The organism is Fictibacillus nanhaiensis, from assembly GCF_042686385.1.
GTDB classification, from domain to species: domain Bacteria; phylum Bacillota; class Bacilli; order Bacillales; family Fictibacillaceae; genus Fictibacillus; species Fictibacillus nanhaiensis.
Genome location: NZ_JBHUPF010000006.1, coordinates 480551 through 499776 on the forward strand (window position 1 = coordinate 480551; position 19226 = coordinate 499776).

The window sequence follows — 19226 nt, forward strand, 5'->3', positions numbered from 1 at the left end:
GGTGTGACTGATTATAAAAGCTCAACATTCAGAAATTAATTTAATAGATTGGATGAAAATTTCTAGTCTTACAAAGGAAGAGGCTTTACATGACTATGAATTGTTTGTTCGAATGGGCTTAAATTTGGAAAGTGATTATCAAAAAAATACTGGATGTATTGATATGCACCTTCACACCAATCATGGTAAAGGGAAATACTCACCGACAGAAATTGTAAAAGCTTCACGTTTCTTAGGATTAGAAGTTATAGGTATTACTGATAGAAATAATATTAACGGTCTGTCCGAAGCAGTTAAAACTGGAGAAAGATATGGCATAAAAGTAATACCAGGAGTTGAGATATTAACACTATTTCAAAATCTACCTATTTGTCTTCTTGGTTATGGACAAAATCTTTTAACATCCAATTTTTCTTATGATTTAAACATTCTTACGAATAAAGAAGAAATTCAGTTAGAAAATGCAGTTGATTTAATTAAAAAGTATAACGGAGTTACAATTTTGGTTTGTTCAGATATTTCTGTTGAAAAAATAGAGCGAACTTTAATAAAAGGCATTGATGGACTTGAAGTGATTCATCCAAATTTAGATAAAACACAACAAGATATATTAAAGAAACTTTCAAGAAGATTTAATTTATTAATGTCTGGTGGTAGTGATTCTAAAGGACAAATTGAAAGTAAGAACATAAGAGTACCATATTCATTTTTTGTACGAACAATACTAGGAATTAAACAAGTGCCGATTCTAGAGGGAATTGATGATATATCTGAGCTTAGTTTAGAGGAAAAGATCGGTCTTATTATTAAGCCTGGATTTGAGTGGCCTTTATTAGATGTAGAAGATAAGCGGCTAATCCAAAACTTTGGAGTAGGGTTAAATAAGATTAATAAAGATAGGATCCAAAACTTAGAAGAGTTGGAATTTAAAATAAAGAAGATAGTGGAGCTAAGCTCAATACCACCTCTGTTGACCATAAACCAAGAGGGGGGACGGCTTAATACAATCGACATGTCAGGTTTTACCCTTTTTCCAGGGAATATGTCAATTGGAGCCACGAATAATAAGAAATTTGCCTATTTAACGGGTAGAGCTATTGGAAAGCAGCTGTTCAACCTAGGAATAACATGGAACTTTGCTCCAGTATGCGATGTACTTCATAACACTGTTAATCCTTCACTAGGGACTAGATGTTTTGGAAGTGAAGCTACTGAAGTAGCTGTACTAGCATCTGAGTTTATCCGTGGCATGCAAGAAGAAGGAGTAGCTGCTACCGCAAAGCATTTTCCAGGATTAGGGCCATCAAATAGTGATTCTCATGAAGAAATACCAAGTATCAAAAAACTTAATCGTGAAGATCTTCTACCTTTTGAAGCAGCTATAAACGCAAATGTAGCTGCTGTAATGGTAGCAAACTTAAAGATAATTGATGTTGACCCTGAATTTCCCGCTGTTATTTCGAAAAAAGTGATTGATATTTTAAGAGAAACCTTAAAGTTTAAGGGAGTAATTGTTACTGAGAACTTAAGTATTCCCGCTCTCATTAAGGAATTTAAGAATTTAGGTGAGGTAGCTGTTCGAGCATTTGAAGCTGGAGCAGACATTATAATGATTGACCCTGACTTCTCAAAAGAAAAATATGATCTAAGGGCTATGCAAAAAGGAAATAGCAACTCGGTCAATAAAAAGATAGAAGTTTATGAAGCATTATTAGAAAGTGTTCTTTCTGGTCGAATTTCAGAAGAAAGAATAAATGAGTCTATTAGAAGAATATGGAATATGCGTGAAAGATATGGTGTTAAACCATTAATACAAAGAAGTTCCATGATAGCAGAGAAAGAACATATTGAATTAGCTCAGATCGTCTCAGATGAAAGTCTTACTTTGATAAAAAATTCAAAAGATATATTAATTAAGCCCGATGATAAGATTCTCTTAATTAACCTTGTACCACAAAAGTTAACAAGAGCGGATAGTTCTTGGAAAATCACAAATAACATGTTTGTCATGTTTCAAGAACATTTTTCACATGTCAATTATATTGAGATTAAAGCAGATGATTGTGAAACAAAGTTACAATACCAGTCGGCAGATTACATAGTTGTCTCAACTTATAACTTGTCTCAGTCTAACAATGATGAAATCAACTATTTTTTACACATTATTAGTAAATTGAAGAAACATAGAAAGCAAATAGTCCATGTAGCTTTAGGAGATCCTCAGGACACTTTATTAGGAAAAGATGATATAGCACGCATTGTTATTTATAGCCCACATAAGGTTTCGATTAAGTCATTATGTGAGTTTTTATCTGGTAATTTAAAAGCAAAAGGTCAGGTTCCATTTACACTTGAGTAAGGAGATATATCAAATGGAGAAGGGAATTCTTATAGCATTTGAAGGTATTAGTGCTTGTGGGAAAAGTACTCAGATCAATTATATAAGTAAGTATTTAAATGACAATGAATACAAGTTTACTAAAACCAGTTGGAATAGTGATGAAGTAATCAGTCCGTTAATCGGTCAAGCGAAAAAAAATAAATTGTTTACTCCGATTACATGGTCAATACTCCACGCAACAGATTTTAGTCGAAGATATTTTGAGGAAATCCTGCCTGCATTAGAAGAAAATCGAGTAGTTTTAGCAGATCGATATTATCCAACTGCTTATACACGTGATACCTATCGAGGAATTCCAGCTAATTATGTCCAGAATCTGTACTCCTTTGCTAGGAAACCAGATATAATTTTTTTTCTTGATTTACCGCCTGAAAAATCTATAGAAAGGCGTCTTAAAAGACATCCTAATCTTTATTATTATAGTTCTGGAAATGATGTTAATCCTCTACTAGGCTTGCAACCTAGCTTCATGAAATATCAAAACAATTTATATTCGAATTATAGAGAATTAAAAGAAGTTTGTAATTTTTCTTGGATTGATGCTACGCAAGAACCAGACAAAATATATCAAGATATATTGCTAGAATTAGAGCCTTTACTTAGTAGGTGTGTAAAACAGGGGTGAAATAATGCTTATTGTAGTAGAAGGAATACATGGTTGTGGAAAATCGACTCTCATTAATTCATTAGTAAAAAAACTACAAATAGATGGTCGTGAAGTGGTTACAACTAGCTGGAATTCCTATGACCTAGTTCATCCAGCAATCTATTATTTAAGAAAGAATGGGTTGTTATATAATCCATATTTATATTTTATGATGCATTTATCAGACTTTTCATTTCGGCATGAACAAGAGATACTTCCAGCCCTCCAGTCAGGAAAAGTTGTCATCGCTGATCGTTATGTATATACAGGAATTGTACGCGGTCTTGTAAGAGGCTTACCTAGAAGTTTTGTTGAAGAAGCCTACCGTTTTGCAGCTAAGCCCGATTTAACAATATTGTTAGATTTATCAGCAGAAGAAAGTTTGAAAAGGACTTCACCAAGAGCAAATTCTACTTGGTATATAGGATTTGGTCAACCTCATGCTTCAGAGGATACTCTTGATAAAGATGAATATGCCTCTTATTTAAATGTTTCAAGAAACAAATACTTAGAATTTGCTAGAACAGACCTCATCATTAATGGAAATTTAACAGCCGATAAAATCGTTGAAAGAGTATATCAAGAGATGATAAAGGAAAAATTATATGCTAACCAAAATTAAGAAAGAGATATTATCTTTAAAAACAAAAGACCATTTAAAAGTCTTATTACAAACAGAAAATGAAATTTCTTCTAACGATAACCTTTTAAAGTTAGGACTAGATTCTAAGAGAGCTGCAAAACTAGTACATACCTTAGAACTTGAATATCTTATCTTGTTTACCGATGAGGAATTAGTGTTAAATAACTTTTCTACCATTCTTAATATTGTAAATATGTTAAATACTAAATTGGAAGCTGGGGAGATTTAAATGTCACAACTAGAAGTATATGGATCGCTTCCAGGTATAGGGGATAGGAACTATTTAAAAGCTGTTATTGAAATAGTTCAAACTTGTGAGAAATTTAATTTTACAGGTGCACTCATTCAGTACAACCATAAAGTACCAGATCCATGGGTTCTAACTTTAAAAATACTACAACATTCAACTAAATTTATTCCGTTAATAGCTATACAGCCTTACAGTATGCCTCCTTTTACACTGGCTAAGAGTATTGCGTCAGTAGCTTACTTATATAATAGAAGAGTTTATCTTAACATGATCTCTGGTTCTAATCCTAAAGAACTGCAAGAAGTGGGTGATGAAATTAATCACTCTGAAAGATACATTCGATTAAATGAATATATACATATTGTAAAAAAATTGTTGTCCCATCAAGACGTGTTTACTTATGAGGGAGATTATTACAACTATCGCAACTTACGTTATTTCGAACCGGGGATAAAAAAGAATATTTTACCTAAGTTCTTTATTGGTGGTTCTTCCGATAATGGGGGATCAAATGAAAATATCTCTTTAACTAATCCAGAGCCTATTGACATGTTTAAAAACTATTTTGTTCACAAATATAAAGAAAATAGAGAGCTAGGGATTAGAATTGGAATAATCACTAGAAAAACGGATATTGAAGCCTGGTCTGTAGCAAAGGATTATTTTCCAACGAATCGATTGGCTTATATAAGATGTAAGTTTAACCGAGAATCAGAATCTAGTTGGAAACAAAGATTAGCATTACTTACTGAGAATGAGGTGTATGATCAGACCTACTGGTTAGGTTCAGTTCTAAGTGGACGATCACATTCTCCTTTCTTAGTAGGCAATTATGAAAAAGTAGCAGAATATTTGTTTCGTTACATTCAATGTGGAGTTAAACATATCATATTAGCAAGTCCTCAAGAAGAATATGAGGAGAATGCAAATGTAATAAATATTGTAAAAGATTACATCAATAAGAGAGGTAGTAAGGAGGCTATAAACTTTGAAAGTTGAACTTGAACAAGAATTGAAATTACTCTTAGAAGCTAAAGATTTTATCATGTTAAAAAAAATGTTTAAGTTACACCAAGAATCTATAGAGCAAATAAATTACTACTTTGATACATTTGATTATGAATTAGGTTCTAAACATATTACTTTACGTATTCGTTTTGAAAAAAATCAATATTGTATATGTTTAAAACATAAGACTTCAAAAGACAGAGATTTAATATCCAAATCAAAAGAATACAATACCATAATTACAGAACAAACTTTTTTAACTATTAAAGATAATCCTCAATATATTCTAAATCATATTAATAATGAGGGTTTGAAATTATTGAGTTCACTATTTGACCGCAGTAAACAGCTTTTAATGCTTGGGAGTATAAAAAATTATCGTGAATTACGAGAAGGGCCATCCGGTCTTGTTTTAACTCTAGATCACTCTATATTTTTTAATGCTGTAAATAGTTATGAACTAGAAATTGAAAATATAAACCCTGAAGAAGCTAATCAGTTATTAATGATGTTATCAAAAATTGGAATTAAATATGTGAGTAATCAAAAGGGAAAGTATAAACGTTTTTTAGCATTATTAAAAGATAAAAATAGTTTAAAAGGGGTGTAGATATGTTAGAGAAAGTTGAAGAAATATTTAAACATCCAGAAATAATATTACAGCATATTCCGTGGGTAGATATTGAGAACTCAATGATTTATATTGGTGGATCTGTTATGGAGGGATTTGGAAACGCAACCTCTGACATAGATGTCTTTGTAATAAGTTCAGACGATCCTACTTCGGAAGATATAAATTTATCTAATGAAGAACAGCGATTTTTTGAAGGTATGTATTCATTAGTTCACAATATCATTCACGAAGGTATCCGTTATGATTTTACATATTGGAATTCAGATAAGGTAAATCATATCAAAAATTCAATTAACAATATTGATTTAAATACGGATTTTCAGATGGTTTTAAATAAGGGTGAAATAGATTTTTTGCATCGTTTAAAATATGCAAAATCAATAATTAACCACGCAGAATTTTCTGAATTTTTAAAAACTATAAATTTTGATAATCTTCGATATTATATCGCAGTAACAGAATCACAAGCTTTTGCAGGGACTCTTGAGGATTTACAGGGAGCATTCATTTCAAAAGATTATGGCACGGCATTTTTTCGAGCAAAAAGATTAGTAGAAATTACATTTACAGCTTTATTAGCATTGCATGGGGAAACTAATCCAAATGTAAAATGGCTTTATCGCAAATTACAGCGATTGAGTGAAACTACAGGTGATTTTAATTACTTCTCTAAATTTATGGAATTACAAAATTCTAATTTTGATCCTGCTACTGTAAAAATTTATATTCGTGAATGTGTGAAGTATTGCCAAGAAATTAACATCGGTATACAAGAACAACTAAAAACGAAGCAGGAAGTATAAAGGAGAGTTATATATATGACAGTCGTTAAAGATATTTTTGTTCAAATCAGGTCTATCAATGGAAAAACTTATGCAGTTAAACATAATGAGGTTTTTTTACTAGACGGTGTGGGTCTAGAAATATGGCAATTGTTAGATGGGCAAAATACGGTAATGCAAATTTCAGAGAAAATAGCAGAAAAATACAATAAAAGCGTCAATGACATTACAGAAGATGTAATAGAATTCATCAATGAATTACTTGAAGATAAGTTAATAGAGATAGAATAGGAAAGATAAATGAGTTGAGTGATGTCGAGGAAGGGTATTAATGGGAGATTTATACTTAAAGGAGGTGATTTTAATGACTTACAAAAAGCCTAAAGTAGTAAAAGTAAAAATGCCGGCTGCAATTATCCAGGGATAACATAAGAAAAAACTTAAATATAGTTCAAGAAAAAAATCCTAGATTTGCCCTTCCCCTACATCACTCAACTTTATCTACAAAAGGGTGTGACACTGTTAATGTATATTGAGCTTCTCATTTTTATTGGTGTATTTTTACTTTCGTTTTATCTTTCACAATTAATCAGAATAAAGATTCGTAATTCGTTAACAGCGGATTTTTCAAGGCACTTACTTTTTTTCTTACCTTTTCTTATTCCTTCAATAATTATAGGAGAGCCCTCATTCAGTCATCAGATTACAGACGAAATTTGGTTAGGATATGGAATAGCTATTTTAGCCTCCTTTGTCGGAATAATGTTACAATTTAAAGATTTTAATGTTTATTTAAGTAAAGATATATATTACATTATTCAGCCTATAAATCTACGACGTTTAATCATCTCATGCTGGACACTTATAGGAAGTGCATTTGTTGAAGAATTATTTTATCGTGATTTCCTTCCAGGTTTGGTCCCTTCATGGCCCGTAGCTGCTCAAATATTGATGTGTTCAATATTATTTACACTTGCTCACTTTTTACAGCCTAGTACAAAAAAAACGTTTACTATAAAAACATATATGATTATTTTTTCTCTAAGTTTATTCTGGGCTATATCAATTGAACTTACTGGATCTATTATTCCAGCCATCTTGGGACATTTAATATATAATTCTCCAAATCTTGTTATTACATGTCTTTGCTATTATTTACCCCGCAAATATAACAGCAACTATTCCATATGAATTTCATGAAAAGAGGAAAGTAAAACTATGTTTCTTACAATACAAGCGACGTTTAGAAGAAACTACTTAGTAATGAGACATTCATTACCATACACTTCAATAATCGGAAGTTTATTAAGTGGATTTTATATGATTTTATTTTCTTATTTAATTTATAAAATTATGTTTAATGGAAAGCTAGACGATAGTTTTATAAAGTATACCGGTTCAAGTGACTATATAACTTTCGCTGTTTTGGGTAGTACTGTGTATATACTTAGTATTTCAGTCCTACTAATAGTAAGCCGTTCCTTAATCTCAGAGTTAAGACAAGGAACCCTCGAAACCATTTTTTTGAGTCCAGCCTCAAGGCAAGGATATTTTTTAGGATGTATGTTACAGGGCTTAATGTTAGTTGGAATTGAATTTATTGGAATATTAGTTATGGGTTTTTTCTTTGGCTTAGATATTACTAATATAAACCCTATTTCAGCAAGTATTACCTTGGTGTTAATTATATTTTCTTTTTATTCACAGGCACTAGTTTTAGGAGCAATAATGGTATGGTTTAGGGATACATATATTACACAAAATACACTGATTACTTTAATGGGTTTAATTTCAGGTGTTTCTTTCCCAATTGAGTACCTTCCAGACTGGTTACAATATTTAAGTAAAATAATGCCACTTACCTTTGGACTTGTTGCCTTTCGCGAGACTATTATGTTAGGTGGAGAACTTGTAAGTAGTTTTGAGTCAATCTCATATCTAATTATGCTCACAACATGTTACTTCTTGATTGGTAAGTATCTATTGATTAAAGTTGAGAAAAACATATTAGAAAAGATTACCGAATAATTTTGGAGGATATAACATGATTAAAGTTGAACAGGTTTATAAAACTTATATAAATAAACATAGAAATTTTTTATTTTTTAGTGAAACAAGACAAACAGAGGCAGTTTGCGGAGTAGATCTCTATGTTAATCCTGGAGAAATTGTAGGTCTTTTAGGTATGAATGGTGCAGGTAAAACGACACTAATAAAAATGATGTCAACCCTACTCTCTCCTACATCTGGTACGATCACAATAGATGGTATGGATGTAGTTAAAGATGCATTAAAGGTCAAATCAATTGTTAACATGATAGCTGGTGGAGAAAGAATGTTATATTTTAGACTAACCGGCCGTCAAAATTTAGAGTATTTTGGAAATTTATACGGTTTAAGGGGAAGTTTATTAAAAGATAGAATTAACTACTTATTATCAAAAGTAGGACTAGAAAAAGCAGCTGATACACCTGTAGAAAGATATTCAAAGGGAATGAAACAAAGACTACAGATAGCAAGAGGTTTAATAAACGATCCCAAATACCTTTTCTTGGATGAACCTACATTAGGACTAGATGTAAGTGTAGCTAAAAGGTTACGTGAATTCGTTCAAGAACTTGTTCATCGAGAAGGAAAAGGTATAGTACTAACTAGCCATTATCTTGAGGAAATAGAAGAACTATGTGATCGCGTTTATATTGCAAATAATGGAAGAATCATTATGCATGATACTCCCAAAAATCTAGTTTTTAATATTACCCATGGAAATGTCTTAAATATAGTGGTTCCAGAAATTAACGATAAATTAAATAATAATTTAAGAACCCTTATTGAACTACATAATGCAAATATAGAAATATCGTCAAATGAAGAGGGGATTTTAATTTCAATTAAAAGTAAAAAAGATATTACAACAGAAGTCGTTCAAACTATCTATAATTCCAACGTTAATTTAATCTCACTTTATATAGAGAAACCAAAACTGGAAGATGCTATCTTGCAATTAGAAAATGGTGTAGCGTGATGAAGAATCTAATGACCATTTTTATGGCGGAATTTAAGAAAAGTCATTTTTTATATTTTCATACCAATATGATTTATTTTTCGCTTTTGGTTTGGCCAATAATATTATTCTTTTCGGCTTATTATTCTTTTAAACCCTTTGATACAAAAAGTGAAAATGTTTTGTCAGAGTATGTGAGCAATCAAGAAATTGGATCTTTTTTACTCATTGGATACCTGGGTTATATTTTTTATTTTAGTTTAATGCAATCTGCCTTTCAGATGGCACCGGAGCGAGCGCGTGGCACACTTGAACTGATATTCTTGTCGCCGGTATCTAGATTAGCTGTTATTTACGGACGTGCAATGGCTAATCTTCTAGAAGGAGTATGGTTATTTTTTGTATTTACTGTCTTAGGTTTATTTTTCTTTGGTGATATACAACCTCATAATTGGTGGGGTATTCCGTTATCTTTATTTTTATTGATTATATCTGCTGTTGTTTGGGGTGGCTTTTTAAATGCTATCTTTTTATTTTCAAGAGATGCTGGCTTTTTTTTCTTAATAATACAAGAACCTCTATTATTATTTTCTGGTGTAAGGATACCTATCCCGGTATTACCTATTTGGGGAAAATTTATTTCTTATTTATTTCCGTTATCATATGTTCTTTTAATTTATCGTGAAATTGTTATGCGAGGTGCATCATTATTTGAAGTTTCAACTATGATTTATAGTTTGCTTGTAGTAATAATAGTATTTATATTGCTAACTTCTTGGATTATTAGGAAAGCAGAAAAAAATTCTAAGATTAATGGTTCCATGGCTTTATACTAAATATAGAAAGAAATATTTTTAATATTTATTAGCTTAAAAAAACCATACACTGGTCTCTACTAAGGATCTGTGTGTGGTTTTTCCCCTTAAAACAAAAGCGATACTTAGGTAAGAAGTGGAGCATATCCCTATTGCTAGTGTTTGCTGTGATATGTTCAAGGTTTTTCTAAAATATTTTATTTCTCATTGGTTTCCATAAGTGATAATGCCTTTTGCCTGAATTATAACTTAAATTGAAAGTTTTGGTCGTTATTCTATTCCTTACTCTAAAAATTCATGTGAATTCACAAAGAATAGAATTACAAACTTCTAATTAATTTCATATACCGTACATAAAATATACCCATTATTTATCGATAGGCGTCCAATCTCATTTATTGATTATTTAAGCACCTTATTGGCTTAATTTTTTAACATACAAAATTTTTTTTGAGCTTATTAAATTAATATTAGTAAATTTGACACTGTCCATTTGGAGTGAGTATCTGTACTATTTTACCAGAATATGATTATTATTGTAATTATATTACAAAAATGGTGAAAAGAGGGATTTTATGATCAAGGGGAGTAAAATGAAGGTTAAGCCTTTAATCATTTGGTTAATGGTTGTAACACTAGTGTTGAGCTCTGTTCCATGGACAGAAGCACAACCAAAAGTATTTGCACACGGATCAGATAATCACGGGCAAGAAAAGCAAGAGAAAAAAAGCAAGAAAAACAAAAATGTGGAAAGACTTCATGAAATTAAAGAAAAACGTACAAGTCATTCAAAAACGTTTAAGAATAGTGACTTAACTGAAACGACCGAAATGTATTCTAGCCCAGTTTTCTATCAAGAAGAATCTAAAGGTAACTGGCTAGAGATTGATAATACAGTTTCAGAGAGCATTATTGACCAAACAGAGAAAGGAAAATATAAATACAAGAATAAAGCTAACAAATTTTCCTCATATTTTGCTAGTCATGCAAACAAAGAAATTTTTAAGATTAAGCAAAAGAATCACTGGCTTTCTTATTCAATAAGTGGTGCCTCCAATGTTGAAGCTAAAGCAAAGGATAATGAAATCGTTTATAAGAATATATTTAAGGATACGGATGCTAAATACCGAATTGGAAGAAAAGGTATAAAAGAAGATTTTATTCTTCATAGTAAACCAGATTTTAATACAATTACTTTTGACCTTAAAACTAATTTAGAAATTGAACAAAAAGATAATACTTTTGATTTTCTTGATAAGAAGACGAATGAAGTAATATGGTCTTTTGAACCTTTATTTATGAGGGATTCCAATGATATGGAATCATATAAAAGTACATTTGAATACGTTAAATCTCAGGGGAAAAATACACTTGTCCTTCATTTGGATGAAGACTTCCTTAATGATAAAGATACAAAATATCCTGTATATCTAGATCCAACAGTAACGGTTGGTGGGACATCTAGTACTACGACAGATGCATATGTAGGTGAATATTATAGCCATGTAAATTATGGATCAGACGTTGAGTTACGCACAGGATATGCACCAGGAGTTTATAGTCATCGTTCTTTTATAAAACCTGGTACAGCTATGCCAAACCTAAATGGTGGGCTTTTGACTGGAGCCACATTTAAAGCTTACAAGTATTACGAACCAGCTAGTGTAGATACAACGATTAATATCCATAAAGCAAATGCTTCTTGGGCTGAATCTACACTAAAATGGGAGAATCAACCAACTTTTGGGGGTACATATGCAAGTAATACCCTCTCTAAAGGTGAAGCGAATGGTTGGTATTCATGGAATGTTGCTAGTTTAGTAGATTATTGGTATACAAATCCAACAGCATATCATGGATTAGTAATGCAAGCTTCTAATGAGAACACAACAGGAAGCTACCGTAAATTTTATGCGAGTGACTACGGTACAGGGAGCTATTCCCCTCGCCTTGAAGTTAATTACTCGCCAAAACCAACAGTCCCAACTGGCTCAGCTACAGGTAACGGTGCAAACACCGGAAATGGTTATGTCGATTTGAATTGGACAAGTGTAGCAGGTGCTACAGGATACAAAGTGCTAATTTTTAATGGAAAAGCATACGAGGAAATTGATGTAGGAAATGTTACTGCATGGTCAACAAAAGGCAAAAAATTGTGGCCAACTGCTTCACAAATTGCAACAGGAACCTACACGCTAAGAAAAGACGGAACTGGAACAGAATTTTCTGATGATCCACGGCCAGTCTATCAAAACTCTGGAGGTACCTATCAGAGTAGTAAGAATTACTGGTTTAGAATAAAAGCTTATAACTCATTAGGTGAGACAGCACAGTCTGATGCATTTATGCCAACTATTATAGATCAGACGGCACCTACAAAACCAGGAACACCGACAATCGGCAATGAATTAAATACTCAATTCAGAATTAATTGGCAAGCATCAACTGATTCTTTATCAGGCGTACAAAAGTATCTGTTATATATGGGAACTACATCTGGTGGGACTAACATCTTAAACGGTGAACCGGTTACCTCAAATACTTACACATTTCCAACACCACTAGATCCAAGAGTAACATACTACTATTACGTAAAAGCAGTAGATAATAGCGGTAATAGCTCACCTGTTTCAGGAATTGGACAAGCTAAAGCAAGATTATTGCAAGATGCAAGTCTTCAAGCTGTCTCTATCCCTGACCCGATGGAAGCTGGTGGGGACTATAACGTTGAAATAACATTAAAAAATGAAGGAATTGAGACTTGGACGAGTGCACAGAACTTTATGTTGGGTTCAGTAAATGAAACTGATCCATTCTCCAAAATTTTGAGATTACCACTGGGCTCAACTGAGGTAATTAATAAGGATCAAAGTAAGACGTTTGCTTTGAAATTCAATGGGGGAGATAAAACAGGCCTCTTTAATACTAAGTGGCGAATGTTGAAAATAGGTACTGGTTGGTTCGGTGATACGCTTTCTAGAGATGTTCCAGTAGTCGATACTAAAGCGCCTACTGGCTCTATCGTTATTAATAATGGTCAAGAGATTACAAACTCACCTAATGTTACCTTGTCTTTAAATGCAACGGACAACACGTCCAGTGGATGGATGCAAAGGTTTAAGAATGAAACAGCTACTTACTCTACTTATGAGCCTTTTAACACGACTAAACAATGGACACTTTCTGAAGCAAATGGTGAAAAAACAGTAACAGCTATGTTCAAAGATGGATCAGGTAACGAGTCAGTCGAAGCTTCTGATTCTATTAAACTCGATACAAATTTTCCGACTGCAGTTATTAGTACACCAAAAGAACTAGATTACCTAAACGGTACTATTGAGATAAAAGGTACTACGAAAGATGAAGATTTAAGAGAATATTCTTTAGAATACGGAATAGGTGATGTTCCAACTAGTTGGTATTCCATATTAATTAGTGATCGAGTAATAGAAGATGGTTTGCTTGCTAATTGGGACACTAGCAGCCTTACAACCGGTAAATATACGATACGTTTAACCGTAACAGATGCTGCAGGGAACACGACCTATGAACAAAAGAAGGTTTGGATTGACCAATCAAATAATCAATTAGGATTAGAGGATTTTTGGGGTACAGAATCAACAGCCTCAGGTTTTGGCAGCAGCGATATTAATCTATCAAACGGTAATTTAATCTTAAATTATACGGATGCTTCGGTTGATGGGAGACAACTAGATCCTTCAATTGGTAGAACTTACAATAGCCAGGACATAAACCTTGGATTATTAGGACAAGGCTGGAGATTGAGCATTGAAACAGCGGTTAATGAAGAGGCTAATGGTGACGTTATTTATAGTGATAGTGATGGGTCTAAACACAGATTTATAAAGAATACTGACAATACTTATTCGGCACCAAAGGGTATATTTAAACGTTTAATTAAAAATACGGATGGTAAATTTGTTATAACAGATTTAGATCCAGCTAGCATTTCAGAAACTTATTCTGACACTGGTTCTATTTCATCCATTTCAGATAAGAATGGTAACAAAATAACATTTGTTTACACAGATGGAAAGCTTACAAGCATGAAGGACGATGTAAGCCGCGAAATTTTATTTAAATATGGAACAAATAATTTAATAGATGAAATCATTTTATATACAGGTAATAGAGTTAAATATGGTTTTAATGAAGAAAACCTACTAAACAAAGTGGAGTTTTTTGATAAGAATGGGGTAAGTTATCGTGTATTAACTTATCGATACAATAGTCTAAATAAATTAACTCATGCCGTTGATCCTAATGGCAATGCTGTTGTTTATTCTTACAATGGTAACCGTGTTATTAATGCCGCAAGTCAACATACATCACGAGAAGCGGCGACTGGAAAGAACCTTGCCCCTGTTACTTTAAATGAAAGTTTAATTTACGATTTAGCAGCAAAAAAAGTTATGTTACGGGTCTCTGGTGCAGCAGATTCTCAGGAAATTGATTATCTGTTCAATGATGCAGGAAATATTATAGAAACTGTAACAGATCCGAAAGGGTTAGCGATTCGAGAGAAATCGACTTACCAAGATAATTTATTAAAAGAGTCTATCGATGGTAAAGGGTACAAAACTTCATATACTTACGATACTTTAGGAAACCTGTTAGCCAAAACAGAACCAACCTTTACGGATGTAGAAGGTGGGACGGGAACACCTATTACAACCTATGAGTATAAAGCAGGAACAAACCTAGTTGTTAAAGAAACGGATGCATTAGGACGAAGTGTTACATATGATTATGACACTAAAGGCAACCGTACATTAATGATTGATAGTGAAGGATTTAAAACGACTTATGATTATGATCAGTACGGAAACCTGTTAAAAGAAACATCTGAACGAGGGGCACTTTATGGTTATCTACCAAACTTTAGTTTTGAAGAAGGAGATACTTCATTTAAAAACTGGAATTCTACAGGTACGGTAACATCGGATACTACAAACAAAAAAAGTGGAATCAAAAGTGCTAAGTTAACAGGAACATCAGCAGTGACGAGTGAATTTGTTCCGGTTAAAAAAGGAAAGCTTCCTGTGCGCGCCTTATACTGGATGAAAGGTGAAGGATTAACGGGTACTGGTATTAAAGGTACACTTTTATTCTATGATGAAAATAAAAGTAAAATCTCAGAAACTAGTTCTACACCAACGACTGGTTCAAATGATTGGAAGTTGTTTAACCTTTCAGCTTCAATTCCTGATAATGCAGCATTTATTAGTTTTCGTGTAGATTCAGCACTGACAGCTGGTAGTGCATTTGTTGATAGTGTTTGGGTTGAGGAAGCAAATATTATTGAACAATCTGAATACAGTACGGATGGATTATATTTAGTTACTTCAACAGATGCATATGGTAAAAAGATGAAGTACGAATATGATGCAGCTGGAAATAAGATTTCAGAAACCAATGAATTAAATCAGACTGCTCTATATAATTATGATGCAGATAGAAAAGTCATAGAAGAGATCGATAGAATAGGTAAAAAGACAGTAAATAAATATGATTTAAATGGAAACTTGTTGCAAGTAACCAATCCATTAAATCAAGTTACTGAATTTACGTATGATGAGAACAATCGTCAAACTCTTATTAAAAATCCTGAAGTAACAAAGACGTTTTATGTTGGTCAAACTCCTCAAACGCCAGAGAAGGTTGTTGTTACAGAAGTAGATGAGTACAATGAGTTCGGTCAGAAAGTAGCAGAGAAAGATGGGAATGGAAACGTATCAACATTCGTATATGATAAGGCCAATCGTTTAATTACGACTACCGATCCCCTTAAAAACAAAGCTGTATACGTTTATGACGCGAATGATAACAAGATAAAAGAAGAAGATTGGGCGTATGATGTTTCTACTAGTACTCCTCATATTAAAGGAACAACTCTATATAATTATGATGAGTTAAATAGAGAGATATCATTTACAGATTCATCTGGAAATCCAAATAGTATTGTAGAGAAAACTAAATATGATGCTGTTGACAATGAGATCAAGACAATTAGTGGGGTAGGAGTAACAACAGAGTTTCAATTTGATAAGAACAATGAAAGCATCTATACAAAGGAATCATCAACACCTGTTACAGAAACTTGGGCCTTGTATGATGGTAATGGAAATTTAGCTATTTCATTAGACAAGCAAGGGGCTAGCTATAATACACATGATGCTAACGGAAACTTGTTGGAAGTCATCGATGAAGAGGGAAAAAAGACGAGCTATTCTTACAACGCAGCTGGAGATAAAATAAAACAGGTTGATGCTACAGGAACAGAAACGACTTGGGAGTATGATGCTGAGGGACAGCTTACAAGTGAAGCGGTTAAGATAGTAAATCCCGACACGAATGAAGTTAAACATCAAATTACGGAATATCAATATGATGCATTCGGTCAAGTTACTAAAAGAACTCATAAAGAAAAGACTAATGAGAGTACCATAACATCAAAGGAAGTAAGTCTTGAGTACGATGAGTTAGGCAGACTTGTTAAAGAGTCGGGTAGTGCAGAGGGCAAATTAACAGAAACCCGTTTCTACTTCGATAATAATGGAAATACAACGCATACCTGGGTTTATGATGAAACTGTTGCTGTGCCAGAAACTTACGATCCTGATAAAGACGGTAAATACAACACAGAAACAATATCCACTTATGATGCTAATAATAGACTTTTACAAGAAAGTATTTCTCATACAGGGACTGTCACTACGCACTCTTTTGTTGATAAAGACAATAAAGAAATCTTAAAGAATGCGCTTGGGGATACTGAGGTCTTTTATAACAATAATGAAGACGTTAGTTCGATTAGAACACCTAATGGAGACACGTTTACGTATGAATATTTGGTAGATGATTCGATTTCCAAAATTAATGCTCCAGGTGTAAAAACAAGCTTAACGTACAATGGTGGTACTAAGGTTGCAACAATGAAGGGGATTAACGGAAGTGGTTCTTCTGTCGTTGACTTAGGATACACCTACACAGATACTGAGCAAATCGCACAGATTACTGATAAAGGGCAAGTTAAAAAGAAATACACGTATACTGCTAACGGTTACTTAGAAACTGTAGAAGCAAACGGTAAGAAGTATAAGTTTTCTTACGATGCCAATGGTAATATGATAAGAGTTGATAATCTAACTTCCGGTAAAGTTAAAGAAACATATACGTATGCTACTGGAAACCGTATTTCACAAAAGAAGGAATATAACGATACAACAGGTACACTAATTCGAACAATAAATTATACATTTAATGCAAATGGTGCACTTGCTAAAGCTCAAATTACAGAAGGCAGTCAGACCAATACGATTGATTACACATATAACAATGATGATCAGTTAATCAAAATTATTAAAAACATCAATGGAACGCAAACTAGCATTCTTTATGAGTATGATCAAGACGGTAATCGATTAGCTAAAACTGTAAATGGTGTTCACCAACATTACCATCGTGATACTAATGGTGAGATCTTTAAGGTTACAACAGAAACCGCCAATGGATCACAGACCATGTTTAATGTTTACAAAGATGCTGATGGTAATCTTTTAAGTTTCCGTTACAACGATAGTCTTTATTACTATCAGTTTAATGCTCGAGGCGATGTAATTGCGATTACAGATCCGGCAGGAACTGTGATAGCTACGTATGATTATGATGAATGGGGTAATATCACTTCCATTACAGGAAATCAAGAAGTGGCGAATGCAAATCCTTATCGCTTTGTTGGTAAGTATGGAGTAATTTATGATAAAGATGCAAATACGTATCTTATGGGCTGGCGTGATTATAATCCTTCGACAGGTCGTTTCATTGTCCCTGACGAATACGAAGGGGAAGAAGATGAGCCAACTTCTTTAAACCGATATTTGTATGCAGAGGGTGATCCGGTTAATAATATTGACCCAGATGGCCATCTTCCAAAATGGATGCAAAGAGGATGGAAGTCAACTAAGAAGTATTCCAAGAAAGCTTATAATTTTGCTGCTGGAGACGATATACGAAAACTTAGAAGTAAAAAGTCTAAGTGGTATCAAAAAGCTGGAGCCGGAGCAAGTCTCGCAAGTAACTTTATTCCTGGAGTAGGTGCAGCTAAATGGGGTGCTAAAGCAGGGATAAAGGCTTTGAAGTATGGGAAAAAGGCGAAAAAAATTAAGAAATTCCCGGCTTCCTCTATAAAGAAGACAAGGAAGCAAAAACTTAAGTCTAAGAAAACATATAAGAAGACATATAGCGCTAGAAGCTATACTGCTAAACGAACAAGCAAAAAACCAGGTGGATGTAATTGCTTCACTGTAAATACAAAAGTGAAAACAGACAATGGTGAAAAGGATATACAGGATGTTAAAATAGGTGATAAGGTTCTAGCCAAAGATGAAGATACTGGTAAGCAGGCTTATAAGGACGTAGAATGGTTATATGAAAGAAATGTTTCAGAAATTTATGAAATACATGTTGGCGAAGAAGTTCTTCAAACAACTGATGAACACCCATTTTGGATAATAGGTGAAGGATGGGTAGAGGCGAAGGACCTTAAAGCAGGTGATAAATTAGAGAATCAACAAGGTGACACTCTTATCATCTCAAAGGTTGTAGTTAAGAAGAAAAATACTACTGTTTATAACTTTAAGGTTAAAGATTACCATACGTACTTTGTATCGGATCTCAATATTTATACGCACAATTCATGTGTCTTCAAACCTAAGCAAGTAGATGGAAAAAAAGTCTTCCAAAGAAGTGATATTGATTGGGGGAAAAAAGACGCAAGAGGTAGAACCAATAGACAAAGAGCAAAAAAAGGATTGGCTCCTCTTGGAAGAGACGGTAAATCTATAAATCTTCATCACATTGGACAAAGAGATGACAGTTCCTTAGTCGAAGTAACCGCATCAATTCATTCAAAATATAAAAAAGTTTTGCATAAGTATAACGGAAAAAGTAGAATTAATAGAAAGAATTTTAATTCTTGGAGAAAAGATTACTGGAAGACTCGTGCTAAAGAGTGAGGAGG

13 protein-coding genes are annotated in these 19226 nt (G+C 33.2%); all 13 read left to right on the plus strand.

Annotated elements, in window-relative coordinates:
- Positions 1-52 precede the first annotated feature (52 nt).
- Positions 53-2359 (plus strand): glycoside hydrolase family 3 N-terminal domain-containing protein, encoded by a 2307-nt coding sequence (locus tag ACFS5O_RS06140; RefSeq protein ID WP_379838824.1) that lies wholly within the window; start codon positions 53-55, stop codon positions 2357-2359.
- Between the two features lie 13 nt (positions 2360-2372).
- Positions 2373-3026, plus strand: coding sequence for a dTMP kinase (locus tag ACFS5O_RS06145; protein ID WP_205725112.1), 654 nt, complete (start codon positions 2373-2375; stop codon positions 3024-3026).
- A 4-nt stretch (positions 3027-3030) separates the two neighbouring features.
- The gene (locus tag ACFS5O_RS06150; RefSeq protein ID WP_205725113.1) at positions 3031-3669 is read left to right on the plus strand and encodes a dTMP kinase; all 639 of its coding nucleotides are present in this window, start codon (positions 3031-3033) and stop codon (positions 3667-3669) included.
- Positions 3653-3919 (plus strand): phosphopantetheine-binding protein, encoded by a 267-nt coding sequence (locus tag ACFS5O_RS06155; RefSeq protein WP_205725114.1) that lies wholly within the window; start codon positions 3653-3655, stop codon positions 3917-3919. The genes ACFS5O_RS06150 and ACFS5O_RS06155 overlap by 17 nt, the downstream gene beginning before the upstream one ends.
- A complete protein-coding gene (locus tag ACFS5O_RS06160) occupies positions 3920-4939 on the plus strand; it encodes an LLM class flavin-dependent oxidoreductase (RefSeq protein ID WP_205725115.1) in 1020 nt (339 codons plus the stop codon).
- Positions 4929-5558, plus strand: a complete 630-nt coding sequence (locus ACFS5O_RS06165) for a CYTH domain-containing protein (RefSeq protein ID WP_205725116.1) — start codon at positions 4929-4931, stop codon at positions 5556-5558. Before ACFS5O_RS06160 ends, ACFS5O_RS06165 begins: the two co-directional genes overlap by 11 nt.
- A 2-nt stretch (positions 5559-5560) precedes the next feature.
- A complete protein-coding gene (locus ACFS5O_RS06170; protein WP_205725117.1) occupies positions 5561-6385 on the plus strand; it encodes a nucleotidyltransferase domain-containing protein in 825 nt (274 codons plus the stop codon).
- Between the two features lie 15 nt (positions 6386-6400).
- On the plus strand, positions 6401-6655 hold the full coding sequence (locus ACFS5O_RS06175; protein WP_205725118.1) for a PqqD family protein: 255 nt from the start codon (positions 6401-6403) through the stop codon (positions 6653-6655).
- 234 nt (positions 6656-6889) lie between these two features.
- Entirely contained in the window at positions 6890-7555 is a 666-nt protein-coding gene (locus tag ACFS5O_RS06180; RefSeq protein WP_205725119.1) for a CPBP family glutamic-type intramembrane protease, read from the plus strand.
- Positions 7556-7582: 27 nt separating this feature from the next.
- The gene (locus ACFS5O_RS06185; protein WP_205725120.1) at positions 7583-8392 is read left to right on the plus strand and encodes an ABC transporter permease; all 810 of its coding nucleotides are present in this window, start codon (positions 7583-7585) and stop codon (positions 8390-8392) included.
- Positions 8393-8408: 16 nt separating this feature from the next.
- Positions 8409-9389, plus strand: a complete 981-nt coding sequence (locus ACFS5O_RS06190) for an ABC transporter ATP-binding protein (protein ID WP_205725121.1) — start codon at positions 8409-8411, stop codon at positions 9387-9389.
- The gene (locus ACFS5O_RS06195; protein WP_318300119.1) at positions 9389-10204 is read left to right on the plus strand and encodes an ABC transporter permease; all 816 of its coding nucleotides are present in this window, start codon (positions 9389-9391) and stop codon (positions 10202-10204) included. The genes ACFS5O_RS06190 and ACFS5O_RS06195 overlap by 1 nt, the downstream gene beginning before the upstream one ends.
- A 572-nt stretch (positions 10205-10776) precedes the next feature.
- Positions 10777-19221 (plus strand): polymorphic toxin-type HINT domain-containing protein, encoded by an 8445-nt coding sequence (locus ACFS5O_RS06200; RefSeq protein ID WP_205725122.1) that lies wholly within the window; start codon positions 10777-10779, stop codon positions 19219-19221.
- Positions 19222-19226: the final 5 nt, after the last annotated feature.